We start from the raw sequence: 20,905 nt of genomic DNA on the forward strand, positions 1-20,905 counted from the left end.
GACCAGTAGAACCCCGGTTCCCCTTCCGTATGGTGAAGCCACAAGCTCATCCCGCACCGAAGCGACACCCACAAGGTTGGAGAATCTCATGACCGCCACCGCCACGTTCACCCGCCACGCACCCGATAACGCCGACTCCCGCATCGTCGAGTGGGTGGATTCGATCGCCGAGCTGACCCAGCCGGAGCGCATCCTCTGGTGCGACGGCTCCGCCGAGGAGCGCCAGCGGATGCTCGACGAGTCCGTGGCGGCAGGCACCCTCATCAAGCTCAACCCCGCCAAGCGCCCCAACAGCTACCTGGCCCGCTCCAACCCGAGCGACGTGGCCCGGGTGGAGTCCCGGACCTTCATCTGCTCAGAGCGCGAGGATGACGCCGGGCCCACCAACAACTGGGCCCCGCCGTCGGAGATGCGCGAGACCTTGAGCGGCCTGTTCCGGGGGGCGATGCGTGGGCGCACCATGTACGTCGTCCCGTTCTCCATGGGGCCGGTGGGGAGCCCTCTCGCCCGCCTCGGGGTCCAGGTCACCGACTCGCCCTACGTCGTGATCAGCACCGGCATCATGACCCGGATGGGCGCCGCCGCGCTTGCGCAGATCGGCCCGCGCACGGAGTGGGTCCCGGCGGTGCACTCCGTCGGCGCGCCTCTGCTGCCCGGCGAGGAGGACGTGGTCTGGCCGTGCAACGAGACCAAGTACATCGTTCACTACCCGGAGAGCCGCGAGATCTGGTCCTTCGGCTCGGCCTACGGGGGCAACGCCATCCTCGCCAAGAAGGGGTTCGCGCTGCGTATCGCCTCGAAGATCGGCGAGGAGGAGGGGTGGTTGGCCGCCCACATGCTCCTGCTGAAGGCGACGAACCCCGAGGGTCGCACCTTCCACGTGGCCGCCGGGTTCCCCAGCGCCTGCGGCAAGACCAACTTCGCGATGCTCCGCCCCTCCATCCCCGGCTGGACGGTCGAGACCATCGGCGACGACATCGCGTGGATGGCGCAAGGCCCGGACGGCCGGCTGCGCGCCATCAACCCGGAGGCAGGCTTCTTCGGCGTGGCCCCCGGAACCGGCCACTCCACCAACCCCACCGCGATCGCGACGATCGAGGGCGACACCGTCTTCACCAACGTCGCCCTCACCGACGACGGCGACGTCTGGTGGGAGGGCCTCACGGACGAGGCGCCGTCGCACCTGACCGACTGGCAGGGCCGCGACTGGACCCCCGACTCCGAAACCCCGGCGGCGCATCCCAACTCGCGCTTCACCGTCGCCGCCCACTTGTGCCCGTCGATCGCGGACACGTGGGATGACCCGGCGGGCGTGCCGATCGACGCCATCATCTTCGGCGGGCGACGCGCCACCAACGTCCCGCTCGTGGCGCAGGCCAGGGACTGGGAGCACGGCGTCTACATGGGTGCGACGCTCGCCTCGGAGCGCACCGCCGCCGCCGAGGGAACCCTCGGCGAGCTGCGCCGCGACCCTTTCGCGATGCTGCCCTTCTCCGGCACCCACATGGCGGACCACTGGCAGCACTGGCTGAACGTCGGCGAGAGGCTCGGCGAGACGGGCAACGCGCCGCAGATCTTCCAGGTCAACTGGTTCCGCCGGGGGGAGGACGGCCGCTTCCTGTGGCCCGGGTTCTCCGAGAACTCCCGCGCCCTCGCGTGGATCACCGAGCGCATCGAGGGGAAGACCTCGGCGATGGAGTCGCCGTACGGTCTGGTGCCTGTCCATGGAGCGATCGACTACCAGGCTGCGGGCGTGAGCGACGAGGACTGGGACGCGCTCTTCGCGATCGACGCCGCCGCCTTGAGCGCCGAGGCCGACGACACCGACGTCTTCCTCGCCCGCATGGGCACCAAGGTGCCATCGGCCGTGATGCGGCAGCACGAGGAGTTCCGCTCCCGGCTCTGACCCCGCGACCGGCGCGTGGTCAGGTCATCGGAACGCACGGGCGTCCCTCCGTGGAGGGGCGCCCGCTGCGCTGAACCGGGCGACTGTGGCGATAGTGCTACAGTTGCGCACATGTCGACCGTCGCCTCCCGGGACCTCCGCAACCACACCCGCTCGGTGCTGGACCGCGTCGCTGCTGGGGACGTCGTCACCGTGACGGTGAACGGGGAGCCGGTTGCCGAGATCCGGAGCCCCGCGAGGCGCAGGCCGGTCGCAATGAAGCGCTCCGACCTGATCGACCTGGTGCACGCCCAGCGGGTAGATGTCACCCTTGAGTCGGACCTCGGGTGGATCTCCGCGGGTTCCACGGAAGACCTCGGGCCCATCAGGTGAGCGCCGGTCTGCTGGACACCAGCGTGTGGATCGCTGGGGAAGTGGGTCGGCTACTCGACACCGCCGCGCTTCCCGATGAGGCGTACGTCTGCGTCGTGACGCTCGCCGAGCTTCAGGCGGGCGTGTTGGCGGCGCCCGACACGCGGACGCGCGTGGCCAGGCTGGCCACCGTCGAGAGACTCGCCGGCCTGGAGCCGCTGGCGGTGGACGGGGCGGTGGCCAGGCAGTGGGCGTCGCTGCGGGTGCAGCTGCACGAGGCCGGTCGATCAATGGGGATCAATGATCTGTGGATCGCGGCCGTGGCGCTGGCCAACGGACTGCCGGTGGTCACTCAGGACTCGGGGTTCGACGTGCTCGCTGAGCTGGGCGCTCTCGAGGTGATCCGCGTGTAGCTGTCAGCGGGCTCAGGGCACGCAGAACGGCACCCGAATGCTCAATGGGCAAATTTGCCTAATGGGCAATAAAGCACCTACTCTGGGGACGTCTCCGTCATCGACCGAAGGGCCCCGCATGTCCGCCTTCCTCTACCGCCTCGGCAGGACGGCGGCCACCCGGCCGTTGGCTTTCCTCGCGGCCTGGCTGCTCGTCATCGCTGCCGTGGTCGGCCTGCTCCTCACGCAGACCCCGTCCATCTCCTCGCGCCTCACCCTCGACGACGCCCCCGCGCAGCTGGTGCTGGACGAGGTCACCGCAGCGCTCCCCGAGGCGGGTGGCACGCAGGGAACCCTCGTCTTCTCCGCCGACGACGGCGGGCGCGTGGACAGCCCTGACCGCGCCGACGCGATCTCCCGATCGCTCGACGCGGCCGTCGGCACCGGCATCGTCCTTGACCGGGATGCCCGGCTGGAGGAGCAGCGCGCCGAGGTGGAGACCACCGTCCGCGCGACCGTCGAGGGCAAGGTGGCCGACGAGGTCCGTGCCCAGCTCGAGTCGTTGATCACCGCCCTCGAAGGGGCAGTCCCCAGCGGGGCACCCGCCGCGTCGCCGGCGCAACAGGAATCAATGGCGGCGCTCGGCGCGCGGCTGAACGAGGTCATGACGACCGCCCGCGCCCTCGTCGCCGCCCCTGACCAGCAGCTCATCGCCGAGTCCGGCGCGTTCTTCGCCGAGGTCGGGCAGCTGCGGGCCGAGCTGCAGGCCATGGGCGTCCCCGTCGACGGGTTCCCGGCTCCCGAGCCGGGCATGACCGACCCTGCCGCGGCCGTCGATGACGCGGCCATGGCCGCCACTGACGAGGCCCTTGGCCGCCTGGACGGACTCCTGGACGGCACGTCGCCGAGCGGAACCTCACTGGTGGCCTCCGACGGGGAGCGTCGGACGGTCGTCGTCTCGGACGACGGCACCGTCGCCATCGCCTCCATCCAGCTCACCGAGCAGATCTCCGATCTCCCCGACGGCAGCCTCGACGACCTGCTCTCCGCCGTCGACGGAGAGGTCGCAGGGGAGGGCCTCGCGGTGGCCGCGAGCAGCGCCCTTCAGCCGATGGAGCCACCCATCGGCGGGAGTGAGGCCATCGGCCTCGCCATCGCCGCCGTCGTGCTGCTGCTGACCCTCGGCTCGCTCACGCTGGCCGGCCTGCCCATCCTGCTCGCCCTCGTCGGCGTGTTCATCGGGGTGGGCGGCGCCTACGCGCTGTCCGCGAACTTCGAGATGACCACCTCCACGCCGGCGCTCGGGCTGATGCTGGGCCTGGCCGTGGGGATCGACTACGCCCTCTTCATCATCCACAAGCACAGCTCCCTGCGGGCCAGGCTCGGGCTCGACGCGGTCGAGGCCACCGCCCGCGCTGTCGCCACCGCCGGCGGCGCCGTCCTGTTCGCCGGGCTCACTGTCGTCATCGCGCTCCTCGGGCTGCTGACGCTCGGCATGGGGTTCGTCTCCACGATGGCGGTCACGGCAGCCGTCACCGTCATCCTGGCCATCGCCCTGTCGCTCACCGCGCTCCCGGCCCTGCTGGGGCTGCTCGGTCGCGGGCGTCGGGCACGCACCCAGCCGGTGCGCGCCCACCGCGGCCACGAGCACTCCCGGTTCGGCCGGATGGCCAAGCGCTGGGTCGAGGCCGTCACCGCGCGCCCGATCCTCACGATCGTGCTCATCGTCCTGGGCCTGGGCGCCCTGTCGCTGCCGGCCGCGCAGATGCAGCTCGGCATGCCGTCGGGGGCGGTGGCCGCGCCCGGCTCGGATCAGCGGGTCGCCTACGACTCCGTGACCCACGCCCTCGGGGAGGGGGCGAACGCGCCGCTCATCGTCGCGCTGACGCCCTCGGATGCGGCCGCTGTGGATCAGGACCGCCTGGAGGCCTGGCAGTCCGAACTTGCCACGCACGAGACGGCGGCCAACGTCCAGCTGATGGGGACCTCCGAGGACCGCTCGCTCGTGCTCTACACGGTCGTCCCGGACGCCGGACCCACCGATGAAAGCACGGCCACCCTGGTCACGGCGGTGCGTGCCGCCGAACTCGACGGGGTTGAGCGGGTCGGCGTCACGGGTCTCACCGCCATCAACATCGACCTGTCCGAGTCGCTGGCAGAGGCCATTCCCGTCTACCTCTCCCTGGTGGCCGCTTTGTCGCTGATCGTGCTGCTCGTGGTGTTCCGGTCCGTGGTGGTGCCGCTGGCCGCCACCGCCGGCTTCCTCCTGTCCATCGGCGCCACCATGGGGCTCGTCGTGACGGCCTTCGGCAATCCCAGCTTCACCTGGCTCGTGGGGGTGGATCGGGCCGGTCCGGTACTGAGCTTCCTGCCGATCATGGCCACCGGCATCCTCTACGGCCTGGCGATGGACTACCAGGTGTTCCTCGGCACGTCGATCCGCGAGGCCTACGTGCACGGCGAGACCGCGCGGCTGGCCGTGGTGGACGGCTTCCATCACGCGAGCCGGGTCGTCGTCGCGGCGGCCATCATCATGGTCTCCGTCTTCGGTGGCTTCGTCCTCAGCGACGATTCCATGATCCGGCAGTTCGGCTTCGCGCTCGCCGTCGGCATCCTCATCGACGCCTTCGTCATCCGCATGGCGCTCATCCCGGCGGTGCTACACCTGGCCGGGGACCACGCCTGGTGGCTGCCGGGGTGGCTGGACCGGATCCTTCCCGAGGTCGACGTCGAGGGCACGCGTCTCGAGGTGGCCGACGCGGTGGTAGAGGACGCCCCACGCGAGGAGGCGCCCGTCGGGGCCGGGGTGGGACACTGAACCCATGGCACCCGGACTACGCGACGCGAAGCGCACCGCCGTGGCGCAGCGGCTCGCCGCCACCGCCTTCGACCAGGTGCGCGAGCGCGGGTTCGGCGAGGTGACGGTGGACGACGTGGTGGCCGAGGCGGAGGTGTCGCGGCGGACGTTCTCCAACTACTACTCGTGCAAGGAGGCGGCGGTCGCGGCGGTGGTCGTGCACCGGGTGGAGGCGGCGCTGCGCGAGTGGCAGCCGCCCACCGCGGCCGATCCCCTCACGTTGGTCAGCGACCTGGTTGACCACCAGATCCGGGTGGGTGCCTTCGGGTCGCTGACCGAGGTCGCGGCGCTCGCTGTCGGGCATCCCCAGCTGGTGCCCTTCGTCCGGGAGGCTCAGTGGCAGCTCTGGGTGGCGGTGGGGGACAGGGTCCTCGACGTGCTGCCCGGGGCGGGCGACGACGACGTGGAGACGGTCCGGTTGGCCGTCGGCGCCCTGTTCGGGATTGTCAGCGCCAGCCTGATCGGCTCGGGCGACCGGTCGGGGGCCGGCAACCTCCGGGGAGCGGTGCACCGGGGGATCGCGCGGCTCGGGACCGGCCTCGGCCGGCCCGCAGCCTCGGAGGGATGAGCCCCGAACCGGCGCCGTCGTCGCGTCAGTCTTTCGATTGGGGCAGCCTCGTCCGGCCACCCCGTTTCGGGTTCGACGGCGGGGGCACGACGGGGCCGATGTCGCCGTCGGGGGCCTCGTCGAGGTCGACGATGACCGGCGCGTGGTCGCTGGGCAGCTTGCCCTTCCGGGCAGCCCGGTCCACCCAGGCGGCCGTGACCCGGTCCGCCACCGGCTGCGACGCCAGCACCAGGTCGATCCGCATTCCCAGATCCTGGTGGAACATTCCGGCGCGGTAGTCCCAGTAGGAGAACACGCGTTCGCGCTCCGGCCAGCGGGCCCGCACGACGTCGACCAGCCCGAAGGCCTCCAGCCGCTGCCGCTCGGGTCCGGTCACGTGGGTGTGGCCGAGGTAGGCGGCGGGATCGAACACGTCGGCGTCGGCGGGCGCGACGTTCATGTCCCCGCACAGCGCCACGTCCGGCGGTCCCGCGGCAACCGCGGCCGCCAGGGCGTCGAACCAGTCGAGTTTGTAGGCGTAGTGGTCCGAGCCCACCTCGCGGCCGTTGGGCACGTACAGGCTGTGGATGCGCACGCCGCCGCAGGTGGCGCTGATGGCCCGGGCCTCAGTGACGCCCCCGTACCGGGGCTGGCCGGGAAAGTCCCGCTCGACGGCGGACAGCCCGACGCGGGACAGCAACGCAACGCCGTTGAACCCGCCGTGCCCGTGGTGCGCGGCCTCGTAGCCCAGCTCCGCGAGGGGGCCCGCCAAGAGCTCACCGAAGGTGGCGTCGGTGAGTTTGGTCTCCTGGAGGCAGACGACGTCCGGCTTGCGTTCCTCCAGCCAGGGCAGCAGTCGGGGCAGCCGTTGCTTGGCGGAGTTGACGTTCCAGGTGGCGATCCTCACGCCCGCGAGGTTACCCGTCCGACGCGTCCTGGGGAGCTGCGAGGGCCTCGCGCAGCCGGGCGGCGTAGGCCGCCTGCTCGCCGTCGGCGTACCGGGTCCGGGGCCAGAAGAACCCGCGGAGGCCGTCGCCCTTCGTCCGCGGCACCACGTGCACGTGCAGGTGGGGGACGGACTGGCTGACCACAGTGTTGATGGCGGTGAAGGATCCCTGGGCGCCGTACGCGGCCGTAACGGCGGCAGCTGCCCGCTGGACGACGGCGAACAGGGGCGCGAGGAGCTCGGCAGGGAGGTTGGTGAAGGTGTCGACGTGCTGGACGGGGCAGACGAGGACGTGGCCCTTGAACACCGGCCGGTGGTCGAGGAACGCGATGACGTGACGGTCGCGGTAGACCACCTCAGCGGCCACCTCGCCCGCGACAATCCCGCACACCAGGTCCTCGGCGTCGAGATGCTTCTCCATGGCGCCATTCTGCCGCGGCAAGGCGAGCGAGATCGCCGGGTGGGCGCCTCGGGCAGAGGGAGGGTCTGCATCCTGCTATCCAGAGCGCGGCTTCTGCGTATATGCACACAAACCGCGCTCTGGATAGCAAGTTGCAGGGGAGAGGACCCGACGGTGGCGGGGGCGACAACTGGCTCAGCCTGAAGACTCCTGCCGGAGGTAGCCTCGTCGCATGTCGAAGGCGTCAGGGATGACGGCGGCGGACCTGTTGTCGGGGCCGCGGGGAAGGCGGCTGTGCCTGGAGTTGGCGAGCCGGCTCCTCGGGCTGGGGGTGGCCGAAGCGATCCTCCATGCCGCCCACGACCTGGATCCGGGTGCGGGCACCTCCCGGGTGATGTTCGCGATCGTCGGCGAACTCGTCCACCCGAGGGTGACTGCGGACGATGTCGCGTCGGCGATCGAGCGGTCGGACCTGCCGGAGTTGGCGGGCGGACAGTTGTGGGAGGCGCTCCGCGCCGCCGTCGACAGCGCCCGCTACTGGCAGGAGCCCGACGGCGAGGACGTCCTCGCCGCGACACCCGCAGTCCGGCGGAGCCTGGAGCCGCTGGCCCGCGCCGTCGTCGAATCGGCAGACAGCGCGTGGTGGAGCGCGCCCTTCGACGCGGCTGATCAGAGTCTCTCGACAACGCTCGGCTCCCCGCGGCCCGTCGCCACGGCGCCGCGGGACGTGCTGCTTCAGTGGCGCAGGGCCGCCGCCGAGCAGGAGTCGCGGGCGGTCAGTGAGCGGCCATCGGACCCGACGGCGAACTACTCGGGCGAGTGGTGGTCCATCCCTCCGCACGGGCTGCCGCGCACCACGCGCTCGCTCCCAGAGAGCGGGCCCGTGGGCATGTGGCTGGTGGAGGACGCCTCCGGGCTGGATGTGCGGACCTCGACGGTGGAGGCGCCGGCCGGCCTGCGGGTGCTGGAGATCGGAGGCCCGGAGGACTGGGCCGCGCTGTGCCGTCGGCACCCATTCCCGGTGACGGCGTCGCGGCGCCACGACTGGTTCCGCACCACAGGCCGGGGCGACGTGGAGTGGGTGGTGCCGGACTGGGCCGGAGTCGCGGTGGAGGCCGACGTCGTGCATGTGAGTGTCGCGGGGTGGCTGCGGACTGCGGGTGTCGCGGTGGAGGTGAGCGACGGCGTGGCCTCGGTGCTGGCCGGGTGGGACCCCGACGCCGCGTTCTGGTTGACGTCGCGGCCGCGGGAGACCGGTGTCGCGGTGGAGTGGGCCTGGAATCCGTCACTTGAGAGCTGGAGGCCTCGGGGGTCTCGCTAGTGGCCGGCCCCAAGCGCGGAATCGTGCCCCCAGTGCCACCCTCCCCGCTCAGGGCTGAGCCGGGGCACCCTCACTGTAGGCACAATTCCGCGCTTGTACGTGGCGGTGACCGACGGCGGGTCCATCGACGCGACCAACGTCACCCTCCCCGAGGGCGCCTCCGTCACCTGGGGAGCCGTGCCCGAGGGCGGCGACGCCGCGAGGATCGCCGAGCTTGCGGGCCCGGTGACTGCAACGGGCACCTCCTACGAGGTGGGCTCCGAGGTGCGGACCTCGCTGACCTACGAGGCGGACCAGCCCACCGTCGTGGCGCGGATGCCGCACCAGAGCGACGACGCCGCCACCTGCGAGCTCGGCACCTATGCCAGCAGCTTCGGCACCATGCAGGCGTGCGAGGGCAACGAGATCTCGTGGGAGACCAACGCCTACGAGGCCCGGGGTGAGCTGGACCTGTCCGGACTCTCCGACGGCGACGCCGACGAGCTGCGGGAGGCCCTGACGGCCGACATCGCGGCCGCGAAGGACTACCCGGCCGACACCTACTTCGGCGGCAAGGCCCTCTACCGCGACGCGCAGCTTTACTCGATCGCCCGTCAGTTGGGTGCCGAGGAGGAGGCGACGGCGGTGCGCGACCGGGTCCGGGAGACCCTGGTGCGCTGGGCCAACCTCGAGGGCTGCACCACGGAGGCCGCGTTCTGCTTCGGCTACGACGAGGTCAACCGCGGGATCGTCGGGCTCACCCCGTCGTTCGGGTCGGACGAGTTCAACGACCACCACTTCCACTACGGCTACTTCCTCTACGCCGCAGGCGTGCTGGGCGCAGACGACCCCGAGTTGGTCGAGGAGATCCGTCCGGTGATGGACCTGCTCGCCGCGGACATCGCGTCGTCTCCGGCCAACGAGTACTTCCCCGGCCGGCGCACGTTCGACGTCTACGCGTCGCACTCGTGGGCCTCGGGGACCTCGCCGTTCGCGGACGGGAACAACCAGGAGTCGTCGTCGGAGGCGGTGCTCGCCTGGGCGGGGCTGTCGCTGTGGGCGAAGGCCTCCGGGCAGGACGATCTCGAGCGGGAGGCCACGTGGATGCACGCGCTCGAGGCGCAGTCCGCGCGGGCGTACTGGACGGACTTCGACGAGTCGGACCCGGTCTACGACGGGTTCGGTCACACGGTCCTGCCGCTCAACTTCGGCGGCAAGCGCGACTACGCCACCTGGTTCTCGCCCGAGCCGGCCGCCATGCTGGCCATCCTCCTGATCCCGGTCAGCCCGTCGTCGGACCACCTGGCCGGCGACCCCGAGCGGATCGAGCGCAACGTCGCCGAGGCGACATCGACCGCGGGGTTCAACCAGACCTACGGCGACTACCTCCTCATGTACTCCGCCTTGGCGGGGGAGGAGGCGAGGGTCGCGGCGCTGGAGGAGGCTCGGACTCTCGACGCCGTCGACGACGGGAACACGCGCACCTACCTGCTGGCGTGGCTGATGTCGCTGGAGGGCTGAGCACCGTCGGCCCGCCGGCCAGAACCCGGCGGGCCGACGGCCACCGATTGAGGCGCGACCCGCGCGGAGCCCATGAATCGGCCTACCATCCAGGTGGAGGTCGAATCATGGGCACCACCACGACGGGTCGCGTTGTGCGTTCGCGCGGCCGGAGGATTCTTGACGCTGCGGGTGGCGCCGCGGCGATCGCGGCGATGCTCGTCGGGTCGCCGCTTCTGAGGGGCCGGTACAACCGCTGGGGCGCCACCGACGAGGAGTGCTCCACCGCAATGCCGGGCGACGAGCTGGTGCCCGCTCCGGTGCTGACCTCGACTCGGGCTGTCACCGTCGCCGCGCCCCCGGGCGCCGTCTGGCCCTGGCTGGCGCAGATCGGGCAGGGTCGCGGCGGGCTGTACAGCTACGACGACCTGGAGAACCTGCTCGGCCTCGACATCAACAGCGCCGACGAGATCCTGCCCCTCCACCAGCAACCGGGCCCCGGCGACCTCATCCGGCTGGGGAAGCCCGGGTCGCCGTGCTTCCGCGTGGCGTCGGTGGACCGCGGGCGGTCGCTGGTCCTGATCAGCGCGGACAACGTGACCGAGATCGCCGTCCCCACGCCCGTCGTGGACGGCACCGGCGCCACCTGGCAGTGGGTGCTCAACCCGGTCCGCGAGGGACGCGCCACCCGGCTCGTGGCCCGCCAGCTCAACGCCCATCCCCCTGTGCAACGCCTGCTGTGGAGGGTGGTCGAACCCATCGGCTTCGTCATGGAACGCCGGATGCTGCTGGGGATCAAGGAACGCGCCGAGCGCGGGCTCGTGACGCGGTGACACTGGCTCCTGACAAGGAGAGAGGTTCGCTATGAACGGAAAGCCAGACCGGGTGGCTGAGTTCCACCGGTTGCACTCCTCGGGGTGCTTCGTGATGCCGAATCCCTGGGACGTCGGCAGCGCCCGCGCCCTGGAGCAGCTGGGCTTCCCGGCGTTGGCGACGACGAGCGCCGGCTTCGCCTGGACGGTGGGCCGCTCCGACGCCCAACTCGGGCTCGAACAGGCGCTCGCCCATCTCCGCGACGTCGCGGGCGCCGTCGACGTGCCGGTGAACGCGGACTTCCAGGGCGGCTACGCCGTCGATCCGGAGAGTGTCGCGGCGAACGTGGAGCTGGCGGCCGCGACGGGGATCGCGGGGCTGTCGATCGAGGACGACTCCGGCGATGCGGCGGACCCGCTGTTCGAGTTCGACCTGGCCGTCGACCGGATCCGGGCCGCTCGCAGCGCGATCGACCAAAGCGGCAGCGGGGTCCTGCTGACCGGACGTTCCGAGGGATTCGTGTGCGGGCGCCCCGACATCGACGAGACCATCCGCCGGCTGGTCGCCTACGCCGAGGCCGGCGCCGATTGCCTCTACGCCCCGCGGATCACCTCGTTGGAGCATGTGTCGGCGATCGTTTCGGCCGTGTCGCCCAGGCCGGTCAACCTCCTGATCAACGCCCCGTTCACCACCGTGGCTGAGGCGGCCCGGCTTGGGGTGCGGCGGATCAGCGTGGGCGGCACCCTCGCGCGCACCGCCTGGGGAGGCTTCCTCGCGGCTGCGACGGAAATCGCCGGCGAGGGGACGTTCACCCGGTTCGACCAGCTGCCCAACGTCGAAGCCCTGTTCGGCGGCGCCTGACTGCCCTCCCGGCCCGGCTGGGCTAGGGTTCGAGACACTGAGCCGGACGCGAGGGGCGCACCTCGACGGTGGCATCTCATGGGCTGCGCAGGCGTGCGCTCAGAGGAACGCCAGGATGGCCGCGACCGTCTCGGCCTGGGCCTCCTCGCGGGTGGTCTCCGGCGTGCCGTCGCCGCCCTGCGGTCCGTAGTCGCCGAAGAACGCGTGGACCCCGCCGTCGATCACGACGAACTCGGTGTCGGCGGGGAGGTTCGCGCTGCTCGCCTCGACGTCGGCGGGAGTGGCGAGGCCGTCGTTGCTCCCCGACACGCTCAGCACGGACAGGTCCGACCCGGAGAGGTCACCGATGGGGAACGACGCGAGCAGCACCAGGCCCGCGGCGCCGTCGTCGACGGCCTGCTGTGATCCCACGGCACCGCCCAGTGAGTGACCAGCCACTATCCACTCGGTGACGTCCGGGAACGCGGCCTCGGCGCGCGCGACCACACCGGTGGCGAGGAAAGCGATCCCGAGCGGCGGCTTGGCGATGTAGACGGGGTGGCCCGCCTGCGCCAGGGGAGTGAGGAGGGGGATGTAGGCGCGGGGGTCCACCAGGGCGCCGGGGATGAACGCGACGCCGGCACTCTGCGGATCCGCTTCAGAGGGGTCGAGGCGGATCGAGGTGAGGTCCGAGGTGACCACCACTCCTGGTGGGGCCTCGATGATCGCCTTGTCCGCGACGTCGACGGGATACGGGGCCAGCCAGAAGGTCGCGGCGGCGAAGCCGGCACCCAGCGCGGCGGCGGCCCAGCGCCGGATCGTCCTTGCGGCGCCTGGCTTCGGCCTCGAACCCTTGGCGCCCCACCAGAGCAGGCCGGCTCCCAGTGTCGCGGCGATGATCAGCCACAGCAGGTAGGCCCAATGCCCGGCCACGACGGCGCTGCCCGCCTTCAGCACGCCGGCCACCACTGCCACCACCAGAGCCGCGCCCGGAAGGATTCGCGTCCACACCATTGCGCAACCGTAGCCGCGACCCTCGGCGCAGGTGTGAAGCGTCCAGCCGCGGGGCAGCAGGCCCCAGTCCTGCTCACGGCCTGCGATCCGACCCTTCGAGACATCCCACGATCGCTGCGCGATGCGGGATTCCTCAGGGAGCGATGGTGGGGTGGGCAGGGAGGTGCCCACTGGCGGCGACTTACCGCGGGAGATGCTCCCCATGAGGCCCAGCCAGCAGCGTCAGGAGCGCGGCGAGCTGGTCCTGCTCGGCCGGCGACAGCACCGCGAAGTACTCCTCGGAGCGTTCCTTGCGCTGCGACATCACCGCGTCGTGGATCTCCAGGCCGTGCGAGGTGGGGGCGACGATGACCGCGCGGCGATCGCCCGGGTCCGGAGTGCGGTCGACGAGGCCCGCGGACTCCAACTGGTCCACCACCTCGGTGGCTGAGCGCGGCGCGATCCGCAGCCGCTCCGCCAGGTCCTTGAGGCGCAGGCCGCCGTCGGCACGCGCCAGTGTGTGCAGCGCGCGCCACTGGAACGGCGTGATCTCCCACGGCGAGAGCTGGTCAGCCCAGGAGCTCCGCAGCCCGCGGAAGGCTGCGTGAAACAGCGAGCCCAGGTCCTGCGGCTCGTGAGCCGGGTGCGAGGTGTCCATCTCGCCAGCCTACTGCAGAGTTGCCCTCCAGCCTCATAGTGAGGTAACCTCAGTAATGCGTGCGAACCACTCCACGCCTTTCTCGCAGGAGGTCGATGCCTCATGGCAGCACCCCACACTTCACCCGGCGGCGGGTCCGAAGGCGGGCGCGGTCCGGCCCGGGTCAACCCCGCTGACAAGCGCCAGCTCGCCCAGCACCCCGTCGATCTGCGGCGCGTCGCCGCCCTCTTCGCCCCCCACAAGCTCACGATCCTCATCGTCGTGCTGCTGATCAGCGCGTCCTCGATCGTCGGCCTCGCGCAACCGTTCCTCGTCCGAGGCGTCATCGACGACGCCCTCCCCAACCGGGACCTCGGCCTGCTCGGCCTCCTCACCGGCGCGATGGTCGCGGTGGCGGCCGTCACGGCCAGCATCGGCGTGATCCAGACCTGGCTCGCCACCCGGATGGGCCAGCAGGTGATGCACAGCCTGCGCACGTCGCTGTTCACCCACCTGCAGCGTCAGTCGCTGGGCTTCTTCACCCGCACCAGCGGCGGCGACGTCCAGTCCCGTCTCACCCACGACATCTCCGGCATGCAGTCCGTGGTGACCAGCACCGCCACGTCGGTGGCCTCCAACCTCACCACCGCCGTCGCCACCGCCGCCGCCATGGTGGCGCTCTCGCCCCGGCTGTCGCTGATCTCCCTGGTGGTTCTCCCGCCGGCCATCTTCCTCAGCCGTCGCGTCGCCCTGCTGCGCCGCGACATCACCAGCCAGCGCCAGCGCGAGCTCGCCACCCTGCACACGCAGGTGGAGGAGGGGCTGTCCGTCTCCGGGATCCGGCTGGCCAAGACGCTCGGCACCACCGGCCGCAACGGGGAGCTGTTCACCGAGTCTTCTGACCGCCTCGTCGGCTTGGAGTTGCGCTCGCAGCTCGCCGGTCAGTGGCGGATGGCGACGATGGGCATCATCTTCGCGGCCATCCCGGCCGCCATCTACCTCGCCGCCAGCTTCCCCGCGGTCTCGGGCGGCATGACCATCGGCACGCTGGTGGCGTTCACCGCGCTGCAGACGAGCGTGTTCCGGCCCGTGATGGGCCTGCTCAATGTCGGGGTCCAGTGGGTCACCGCGACCGCTTTGTTCAGCCGGATCTTCGAATTCCTCGACCTTGTCCCCGAGGTCCAGCCGCCTGCCCGCCCCGTCCGCCTGGACCCCTCGGCGGTCCGCGGGGAGGTGCGCTTCGAGGGCGTCGCCTTCTCCTACGGCGACGGTGCCCCCGTGCTGCGAGGCATCGACCTGGCCATCCCCGCCGGCACCACCACCGCCGTCGTCGGGCCCACCGGGTCCGGGAAGTCGACGCTCGGCGCCCTCATCCCGCGCCTCCACGACCCCTCCGTCGGCCGGATCACCATCGATGGCGTTGATGTACGTGACATCGCGCCCGAGGACCTTGCGGGCATCGTCGGCGTGGTCAGCCAGGAGACCTACCTCGTGCACGCCACGGTCCGGGAGAACCTCCTCCTTGCTGACCCGGCTGCCGCTGAGGACCGCCTGTGGGAGGTGTTGGAGTCGGCGCGGATCTCGGCGCTCATCGCCGGCCTGCCCGACGGTTTGGACACCATGGTGGGCGCGCGCGGCCACCGCTTCTCCGGCGGCGAGCAGCAGCGGCTGGCCATCGCCCGCACCATCCTGCGCAACCCCAGGGTACTGGTGCTCGACGAGGCCACCAGTGCTCTGGACAACACCACCGAGGCGGAGGTCCAGCTGGCGCTCGACCGGCTGGCGGAGGGGCGCACCACCCTGACGATCGCGCACCGCCTCTCCACCGTCGAGCACGCGGAGCAGGTGGTGGTCCTCGAGGCCGGCCGGATCGCTGAGCGTGGCAGCTACGCGGCGCTGCTCGCCGCGGGCGGCGCCTTCGCACGATTGGCCGCCCGGCAGCGGGCTCAGCAGGTCACCGTGGACGAGGCCGGCCGGGGGCTCGCCCACGCGGCGTGAGCCCCTCCCCAACACCAGGTTTCGGCGGCCGGACTAGCCTGGGGTCGGATCCCCGCAGGGCACCCCTCCTGGAGTGGGGCTTCGGGGAGGGTAGACCGTCCCTGGGCCCACACTCTGCAGGGGGGTCCCAGCCCGGGGTGGGTCACGGACCTCGGATGGACGATCTGGATACCCCCTGGGGTATGGCATACTGGTGGTGTGAGTACTTCAGGACACGACATCGCGCCCCGGACGCACCAGGTTCTGGGCGACGTGACGGTCGCGGCCAGCGGGCCGGCCTATTGGCGGGCGGCCTGGTCGCGGCGTCACACGGTGGCGGCGCTCGCCTCGGCCACGGCCCTGTTCGTGGCCTTGATCTCTGCCCGTCAGAATGCGCTGGGTGTTGATGCCCTGCCCGGCGCACTGGACCTGACCGGCCTGTCGCTGGCCGCGCTGATCGGCGCTGTCACGCTGGCCACCTACATTCCGCCTGTCGGGGTTGCCGCACGCGAGCACCTCACGGGCGGCTCATGCGGGATCATCCCGGCCGCGGCCACCCTGCTGGCTCCGGTCATGCTCGCTCAGGCCCCGGCCACCCTGTTCCCGATGGTGGTGCTCCTGGCCTGCTACGGCATGGCCGCCGCCAAGCGCATCACCGACCACGCATCCTGCTGATCAATCCCCTCGAAAGGAACCCCCATGCCCACTCTTGAACTGACCTCCGAGAACTTCGAATCCACCGTGACCAGCGAGGGGATCACCTTCGTCGACTTCTGGGCCGACTGGTGCATGCCCTGCCGCGCCTTCGCCCCCGTCTTCGAGAAGGCCGCCGACGCCCACCCCGATGTCCGCTTCGGCAAGGTGGACACCGAGGCCGAGCGCTCGCTCGCCGGCGCCGCGGAGATCTCCGCCATCCCCACCCTGATGGCCTTCCGTGACGGGATCCTCGTGTTCCGTCAGTCCGGCGCCCTGCCGGCGAAGGCCCTCGAAGAGGTCATCGACGCCATCGAGGCGCTCGACATGGACGACGTCCGCCGCCAGCTCGACGAGGCACAGGCCGCCGAGGCCCAGCTCGACGAGGCACAGCGCGCCTGACCCGCACGAATCATGCCCGCCCGCCGCGCGTTCGCGGCTGGGCGGGCATGATCTGTCTCAGGAGGTGCACCCCATGAGCTATGCACTGCGAATCGACCTGGAGCGCCCGTTCGACGAGGCCGTGGCCATGATCAAGGAGTCGCTCGCCGAGAGCGGGTTCGGGATCCTCACCGAGATCGATCTGAAGAAGACCCTGAAGAACAAGATCGACGTCGACATCGAGGACCAGGTGATCCTCGGCGCCTGCAACCCGCGCTTCGCCTACCGCGGCATTCAGGTGGAGCCGTCGCTCGGGTTGCTGTTGCCCTGCAACGTGGTGGTCCGGCACAGCGCCGGCGTCACGGTGGTGGAGACGATCGACCCGGAGACGATGGTGACCCTGACCGGAAACCCGGAGATGGAAGCCGTGGCGCTCGAGGTCCGGGCCGGCCTCAAGGCGGCGTTGGAGCGGGTCGCGGCGTCCTGACCCATCGTCAGGCGAGGGGGCCGAGGAGAAACTGACTGAGTCGCTGGTTCGGCAGGTCCGCGTCGCCGTGCTGGGTCCCGAAGGCCGTCGTGGCGTCGGTTCCGCAGAGCGGGATGATCCGCTCCGGACCACCGGGGTGCTGCGGGATCCAGTCCGTCACGTCGTAGACGAACCCGTTGACCGCCACCCAGCACGACTCCGCCGTGTTGTTCGCCTCGACCGTCGCCATCGAGTAGCCCTCCTCGGGCACGAACGTGCTGGTGGCCGGCGGCGTGCCGATCCGCGACGGCGTTGAGCTGGGCTCCGGCGCTGGCGTGCTCGCAGGGGAGGCGCTGGTCACCGCCGGCGCGGAGGATATTGACGGCGTCACTGAGGGCACAGAGGCTGACGCGCTCGGCGACACAGTCGCGGCCGGCGACGCCACGACCCCGCCCCACACCGCCGTCGCGCCCGAATGGCCGGCGCCCACGGTGAGCACCAGGATCACCACCGACAGCACCGCCGCGACCCACCCCAGTGCGCCCTGCGCCGCCGTCGGCTCCTCCTCGTCACTGTGGACCCACCACAGCCACCCCCCGGCGAGGACGAGGTAGGCCACGGAGGTGAACGCCAGCGCCGTGCCCCAGGTCTGATGCGTGGCAGGCAGGCCCACGCGCTCGGCCAGCGCGTTGCCGGCGAGCATCGCCACCACCGCCGAAGCCGACCCCACAGCCAGCAGGCCGAGCAGCACCAGTGCAAACCGTGGACGCCACCTCGGGACCGCGGCCAGGGCGATCACACCCAGCGCGACGAGCGGCAGGAGTACCACCACCGCGTGCACCACCAGCGGATGGAGAGGCAGGCCCAGCACGGTATCCAGCATGCGGACAGGGTAGTCGGGACCACGTCGAGAAGGAACACCCCGCCGCCCGCGATCCGGCCGAGGACCCGCCCGTGTTGGTCCGCATTCCGCGACAGTGGACAATGGCCCCATGAAGAGAGCAGCAGACGAGCAGGGACTCGACGTCTTGGACGACGGCACCCCGCCCAGGCACAAGCGCCGCCGCGGCCCCATGTTCGCGCTTCTCATGGCCTGCATCGGGGTGCTGGTGCTCGCGCTGGGCGTCGCCGGGTACTACGCGGTCCGGGGCCTCTCGGCCCTGGACTCCATCGACCGCGACCAGCAGCTGACGCCCCAGGACTACGAGGGACGCCCGGAAGCGGCCACCCCCGCGCCCGCCGCGTCGGGCGAGGCCCAGACCGAGGCCCCCCTCAACTTCGTCCTCATGGCCAGTGACTCACGCGGCGACATCGAGGAGGGCCGAAGCGACTCCCTCATGATCGCCCACGTCACCGGCGACCGGCAGGCCGTCTACCTGGTGTCCTTCCCCCGCGACATGTGGGTGGACATCCCCGGACACGGCAAGGGCAAGATCAACTGGGCCTACTCCTTCGGCGGCCCCCAGCTGACCGTCCGCACCCTGGAGCAACTCACCGGGGTCCGGATGGATCACACGGTCCTGATCGACTTCGAGGGCTTCATCCAACTCGTCGACTCCGTCGGCGGCATCAACGTCTACAACCCGTGGGCCACCGAGCAGAACCCCGGCACCCGGTTCGAGGAGGGTGAGATCCACCTCGACGGCGAGCGCGCTCTGGTCTACGTCCGCGAGCGCTACCCGCTCCCCAACGGCGACCTGGACCGCGCCTACCGGCAGCGCACCGTCGTCAAGGCCATCATCCGCGAGATCATGACGCCTGCCACGCTGGCCAACCCCGTCACCTTCTCCAACGTGGTGGGCCAGATGGCGGACACGATGACCGTCGATGACGGCATGACCAACCAGTTCGTCACCGATCTCGCGCTGTCCATGCGGCTCACCGGGACGGGTTCGATCGGCATGCTGCAGGCGCCTGTTTCCGGCACGGGCATGGTGGGCAGCCAGTCGGTGGTGGTCGTGGATGACGACGGCCTGGCCGAGCTGTCGCGGGCCCTCGCCGAGGACACCATGGACGAGTACCACGCCGCGAACCTCGACGGGTCGTTGGGCGAGGTGGCCGAGGTCGACCCAGAGGAGTGAGCCGCCCGCCGCGCCGCCGCTGGTGGGCCCTCGGGCTCGCCGTCGCACCCGCCGTCCCCATCGGATGGCTGGTGTTCGTGGCCGACGGCTGGACGATCAATAGGCTCGTGGTGGACATCTGGAGCCGGGCCGTGGCGTTGGGCGCGGACCTCACACCGGAGCAGACCGACGGCGTCCTCAACACCCTGATGCTGCTCCCGTCGGCCTTCTTCGCCTCGCTTTGGCTGCCGCGCGTGCGGTGGTGGGTCTGGGTGGCGCTCGGGGCGGGGGCCTCGGTGGCGATCGAGACGGTTCAGTACTTCACCGACCGCGACGCAAGCGGCCACGACCTGGCCTTCAACACCCTCGGCGCTGCCTTGGGCGCCCTCGCCGGCGCCGCCGTGAACAGGGCCGCGGCGGATGGGTCAGGTCTCGTCGAGCGCCCGGTCGGTGTACTCCGGAAGGAACCAGGCGGCAACCATCGCCATGCTGAACATCACGCCGAAGAGGGCGAAGAGCGCGGGGCGGCCGAAGCCGGCCACGATCCACGGGACCAGTAGCGGAGCCAGCATCGCCGCGATCCGGCCGAAGGCCGTCGCGGCCCCGGCCCCGGAGGCGCGCATCGCGGTCGGGTACACCTCGGGGGTGATGGCGTAGAGGGCGCCCCAGGCACCCAGGTTGAAGAACGACAGGATGCAGCCGGCCGCCAGCGTGATGGCGAAGGCCGCGGACTCCGAGCCTGGAGCCACGGACTCGGCCACCTGCGGGGCCATGCCGAACGCGAGGGCGCCCACCACGGAGCCGCCGAGGAACGTCACCAGCGTGGGCCGGCGGCCCCACACCTCCACCAGCACCGCCGCGACCGCATAGCCAGGCAGCTGGGCCAGCGTCATGTACAGCGTGAACTCGAACGACTTCACCAGCGTCATGCCCCCGTCGTAGAGCAGCGTGGGCAGCCAGATGAACGCGCCGTAGTAGGCGAAGTTGATGCCGAACCAGGTCAGCCACAGCGCGACGGTGCGGCGCTTGAACCGCTCACCCCACAGCTCGCTCTTGTCGACGGCGACCGCCTGGAGCGTGACATCGGGGGCCTTCGCGTCCTCCGGGACGGTGACGCCCGCCTCGCGCTCGAAGTCAGCGACGACGGCCTCGGCCTCGGCGTGGCGGCCCTTGCCCTCCAGGAATCGCACGGACTCGGGCAGGCCGTAGCGGATCACCAGGGAGTAGGCGGCCGGCACGGCGCCGAAGGCCAACGCCCACCGCCAGCCGTTCTCGTTGGGCACCACGAAGAATCCGATGGTGGCCGCAGCGAGCCAGCCGACTGCCCAGAACGACTCCAGCGCCACCACCACGCGCCCTCGGATCCTGCGGGGCGCGAACTCGCTGACCAGGGTGGAGGCCACCGGCAGCTCGGCGCCCAGGCCGAGGCCGACGATGAACCGGAAGATGATCAGCGCGGCCAGCCCGCCCGAAAGCGCGGAGAGCCCGGTGGCCACGCCGTAGACGAGCAGGGTCAGGGCGAAGACCTGCCTGCGGCCGATGCGGTCCGCGAGCAGCCCCCCGAGCGAGGCGCCGAACGCCATGCCGACGAACCCCACCGATCCCAGCAGCGACAACTCCCCGCCGGTGAGGCTCCACTCCTGGGCCAGCGCGGCCATGATGAAGGAGATCAGTCCGATGTCCATCGCGTCGAGCGCCCATCCGACGCCGGAGCCGAAGAGGAGCTTGTTGTGCTTCCGGGTGTAGGGCAGCTCGTCGAGGCGTTGCGTGCGGGTGAGGAGACCAGACATGCCCGCAGTCTAGGGAGCGCGGGACCCTGGTGTGCGGCCGCGGCCGGGCGCGATCC

General features: G+C 71.1%; 20 protein-coding genes and 1 pseudogene. 15 read left to right on the top strand and 6 right to left on the bottom strand.

The window, feature by feature from the left end; translation table 11 throughout:
- Positions 1 to 88 precede the first annotated feature (88 nt).
- The 5 genes from ACZK39_RS14215 (at position 89) to ACZK39_RS14235 (ending at position 6,074) form a co-directional block, all read left to right on the top strand.
- The gene (locus ACZK39_RS14215; protein ID WP_459056079.1) at positions 89 to 1,906 is read left to right on the top strand and encodes a phosphoenolpyruvate carboxykinase (GTP); all 1,818 of its coding nucleotides are present in this window, start codon (positions 89 to 91) and stop codon (positions 1,904 to 1,906) included.
- Between the two features lie 111 nt (positions 1,907 to 2,017).
- Positions 2,018 to 2,278: a type II toxin-antitoxin system Phd/YefM family antitoxin gene (locus ACZK39_RS14220; RefSeq protein WP_459056080.1), complete on the top strand. Its 261-nt coding sequence runs from the start codon at positions 2,018 to 2,020 to the stop codon at positions 2,276 to 2,278.
- The gene (locus tag ACZK39_RS14225) at positions 2,275 to 2,670 is read left to right on the top strand and encodes a type II toxin-antitoxin system VapC family toxin (protein WP_345580393.1); all 396 of its coding nucleotides are present in this window, start codon (positions 2,275 to 2,277) and stop codon (positions 2,668 to 2,670) included. Before ACZK39_RS14220 ends, ACZK39_RS14225 begins: the two co-directional genes overlap by 4 nt.
- Before the next feature lie 118 nt (positions 2,671 to 2,788).
- Complete coding sequence (locus ACZK39_RS14230; RefSeq protein ID WP_463613675.1) at positions 2,789 to 5,467, top strand: MMPL family transporter; 2,679 nt, start codon at positions 2,789 to 2,791, stop codon at positions 5,465 to 5,467.
- A 4-nt stretch (positions 5,468 to 5,471) separates the two neighbouring features.
- Positions 5,472 to 6,074 (top strand): TetR/AcrR family transcriptional regulator, encoded by a 603-nt coding sequence (locus tag ACZK39_RS14235; protein ID WP_463613676.1) that lies wholly within the window; start codon positions 5,472 to 5,474, stop codon positions 6,072 to 6,074.
- Positions 6,075 to 6,099: 25 nt separating this feature from the next.
- On the opposite strand, the gene ACZK39_RS14240 is transcribed toward ACZK39_RS14235, so the two are convergent.
- Positions 6,100 to 6,960 (bottom strand): exodeoxyribonuclease III, encoded by an 861-nt coding sequence (locus tag ACZK39_RS14240; RefSeq protein ID WP_463613677.1) that lies wholly within the window; start codon positions 6,958 to 6,960, stop codon positions 6,100 to 6,102.
- A 10-nt stretch (positions 6,961 to 6,970) separates the two neighbouring features.
- Positions 6,971 to 7,420, bottom strand: coding sequence for an HIT family protein (locus ACZK39_RS14245; RefSeq protein WP_463613678.1), 450 nt, complete (start codon positions 7,418 to 7,420; stop codon positions 6,971 to 6,973).
- Between the two features lie 211 nt (positions 7,421 to 7,631).
- Between ACZK39_RS14245 and ACZK39_RS14250 the strand changes: the two genes are divergently transcribed.
- From ACZK39_RS14250 to ACZK39_RS14265, 4 genes are all read left to right on the top strand, one after another.
- Positions 7,632 to 8,720, top strand: a complete 1,089-nt coding sequence (locus tag ACZK39_RS14250; protein WP_463613679.1) for a hypothetical protein — start codon at positions 7,632 to 7,634, stop codon at positions 8,718 to 8,720.
- Positions 8,721 to 8,819: 99 nt separating this feature from the next.
- Positions 8,820 to 10,220, top strand: a complete 1,401-nt coding sequence (locus ACZK39_RS14255) for a glycosyl hydrolase (RefSeq protein ID WP_463613717.1) — start codon at positions 8,820 to 8,822, stop codon at positions 10,218 to 10,220.
- Between the two features lie 107 nt (positions 10,221 to 10,327).
- Entirely contained in the window at positions 10,328 to 11,032 is a 705-nt protein-coding gene (locus ACZK39_RS14260; RefSeq protein ID WP_463613680.1) for a hypothetical protein, read from the top strand.
- A 31-nt stretch (positions 11,033 to 11,063) separates the two neighbouring features.
- Positions 11,064 to 11,873: an isocitrate lyase/PEP mutase family protein gene (locus ACZK39_RS14265; RefSeq protein ID WP_463613681.1), complete on the top strand. Its 810-nt coding sequence runs from the start codon at positions 11,064 to 11,066 to the stop codon at positions 11,871 to 11,873.
- A 99-nt stretch (positions 11,874 to 11,972) separates the two neighbouring features.
- Here the strand turns inward: ACZK39_RS14265 and ACZK39_RS14270 are convergent, their stop codons facing one another.
- The gene (locus tag ACZK39_RS14270) at positions 11,973 to 13,070 is read right to left on the bottom strand and encodes an alpha/beta hydrolase (RefSeq protein ID WP_463613682.1); all 1,098 of its coding nucleotides are present in this window, start codon (positions 13,068 to 13,070) and stop codon (positions 11,973 to 11,975) included.
- Complete coding sequence (locus ACZK39_RS14275; RefSeq protein WP_463613683.1) at positions 13,048 to 13,503, bottom strand: MarR family winged helix-turn-helix transcriptional regulator; 456 nt, start codon at positions 13,501 to 13,503, stop codon at positions 13,048 to 13,050. Before ACZK39_RS14275 ends, ACZK39_RS14270 begins: the two co-directional genes overlap by 23 nt.
- A 102-nt stretch (positions 13,504 to 13,605) precedes the next feature.
- Here ACZK39_RS14275 and ACZK39_RS14280 point away from each other — a divergent pair, with 102 nt between their 5' ends.
- From ACZK39_RS14280 to ACZK39_RS14295, 4 genes are all read left to right on the top strand, one after another.
- The gene (locus tag ACZK39_RS14280; protein ID WP_463613684.1) at positions 13,606 to 15,480 is read left to right on the top strand and encodes an ABC transporter ATP-binding protein; all 1,875 of its coding nucleotides are present in this window, start codon (positions 13,606 to 13,608) and stop codon (positions 15,478 to 15,480) included.
- A 198-nt stretch (positions 15,481 to 15,678) separates the two neighbouring features.
- Positions 15,679 to 16,134, top strand: coding sequence for a hypothetical protein (locus tag ACZK39_RS14285; RefSeq protein ID WP_463613685.1), 456 nt, complete (start codon positions 15,679 to 15,681; stop codon positions 16,132 to 16,134).
- 24 nt (positions 16,135 to 16,158) lie between these two features.
- Entirely contained in the window at positions 16,159 to 16,554 is a 396-nt protein-coding gene (gene trxA, locus ACZK39_RS14290) for a thioredoxin (protein ID WP_182783346.1), read from the top strand.
- Positions 16,555 to 16,627: 73 nt separating this feature from the next.
- Positions 16,628 to 17,020, top strand: coding sequence for a DUF302 domain-containing protein (locus tag ACZK39_RS14295; protein WP_182783347.1), 393 nt, complete (start codon positions 16,628 to 16,630; stop codon positions 17,018 to 17,020).
- Positions 17,021 to 17,027: 7 nt separating this feature from the next.
- Here ACZK39_RS14295 and ACZK39_RS14300 read toward each other — a convergent pair whose 3' ends face one another.
- Positions 17,028 to 17,882, bottom strand: a complete 855-nt coding sequence (locus ACZK39_RS14300; protein WP_182783348.1) for a cytochrome b5 domain-containing protein — start codon at positions 17,880 to 17,882, stop codon at positions 17,028 to 17,030.
- Between the two features lie 109 nt (positions 17,883 to 17,991).
- On the opposite strand from ACZK39_RS14300, the gene ACZK39_RS14305 reads away from it, so the two are divergent.
- On the top strand, positions 17,992 to 19,080 hold the full coding sequence (locus ACZK39_RS14305; RefSeq protein ID WP_182783349.1) for an LCP family protein: 1,089 nt from the start codon (positions 17,992 to 17,994) through the stop codon (positions 19,078 to 19,080).
- 131 nt (positions 19,081 to 19,211) lie between these two features.
- A pseudogene (locus ACZK39_RS14310) lies at positions 19,212 to 19,439 on the top strand (VanZ family protein); the annotation flags it as partial.
- Between the two features lie 45 nt (positions 19,440 to 19,484).
- On the opposite strand, the gene ACZK39_RS14315 reads toward ACZK39_RS14310, so the two are convergent.
- Positions 19,485 to 20,849: an MFS transporter gene (locus ACZK39_RS14315; protein ID WP_459056099.1), complete on the bottom strand. Its 1,365-nt coding sequence runs from the start codon at positions 20,847 to 20,849 to the stop codon at positions 19,485 to 19,487.
- Positions 20,850 to 20,905: the final 56 nt, after the last annotated feature.

The organism is Tessaracoccus luoxuelianae (assembly GCF_055326245.1).

Bases quoted from the DNA above. Each gene is read 5' to 3' on its own strand.
- ACZK39_RS14260 (WP_463613680.1), top strand. From the start codon at position 10,328: ATGGGCACCACCACGACGGGTCGCGTTGTGCGTTCGCGCGGCCGGAGG.
- ACZK39_RS14235 (WP_463613676.1), top strand. From the start codon at position 5,472: ATGGCACCCGGACTACGCGACGCGAAGCGCACCGCCGTGGCGCAGCGG.
- ACZK39_RS14250 (WP_463613679.1), top strand. From the start codon at position 7,632: ATGTCGAAGGCGTCAGGGATGACGGCGGCGGACCTGTTGTCGGGGCCG.
- ACZK39_RS14215 (WP_459056079.1), top strand. From the start codon at position 89: ATGACCGCCACCGCCACGTTCACCCGCCACGCACCCGATAACGCCGAC.
- ACZK39_RS14280 (WP_463613684.1), top strand. From the start codon at position 13,606: ATGGCAGCACCCCACACTTCACCCGGCGGCGGGTCCGAAGGCGGGCGC.
- ACZK39_RS14295 (WP_182783347.1), top strand. From the start codon at position 16,628: ATGAGCTATGCACTGCGAATCGACCTGGAGCGCCCGTTCGACGAGGCC.
- ACZK39_RS14265 (WP_463613681.1), top strand. From the start codon at position 11,064: ATGAACGGAAAGCCAGACCGGGTGGCTGAGTTCCACCGGTTGCACTCC.
- ACZK39_RS14220 (WP_459056080.1), top strand. From the start codon at position 2,018: ATGTCGACCGTCGCCTCCCGGGACCTCCGCAACCACACCCGCTCGGTG.
- ACZK39_RS14305 (WP_182783349.1), top strand. From the start codon at position 17,992: ATGAAGAGAGCAGCAGACGAGCAGGGACTCGACGTCTTGGACGACGGC.
- ACZK39_RS14300 (WP_182783348.1), bottom strand. From the start codon at position 17,882: ATGCTGGATACCGTGCTGGGCCTGCCTCTCCATCCGCTGGTGGTGCAC.
- trxA (WP_182783346.1), top strand. From the start codon at position 16,159: ATGCCCACTCTTGAACTGACCTCCGAGAACTTCGAATCCACCGTGACC.
- ACZK39_RS14245 (WP_463613678.1), bottom strand. From the start codon at position 7,420: ATGGAGAAGCATCTCGACGCCGAGGACCTGGTGTGCGGGATTGTCGCG.
- ACZK39_RS14230 (WP_463613675.1), top strand. From the start codon at position 2,789: ATGTCCGCCTTCCTCTACCGCCTCGGCAGGACGGCGGCCACCCGGCCG.
- ACZK39_RS14270 (WP_463613682.1), bottom strand. From the start codon at position 13,070: ATGGGGAGCATCTCCCGCGGTAAGTCGCCGCCAGTGGGCACCTCCCTG.
- ACZK39_RS14315 (WP_459056099.1), bottom strand. From the start codon at position 20,849: ATGTCTGGTCTCCTCACCCGCACGCAACGCCTCGACGAGCTGCCCTAC.
- ACZK39_RS14275 (WP_463613683.1), bottom strand. From the start codon at position 13,503: ATGGACACCTCGCACCCGGCTCACGAGCCGCAGGACCTGGGCTCGCTG.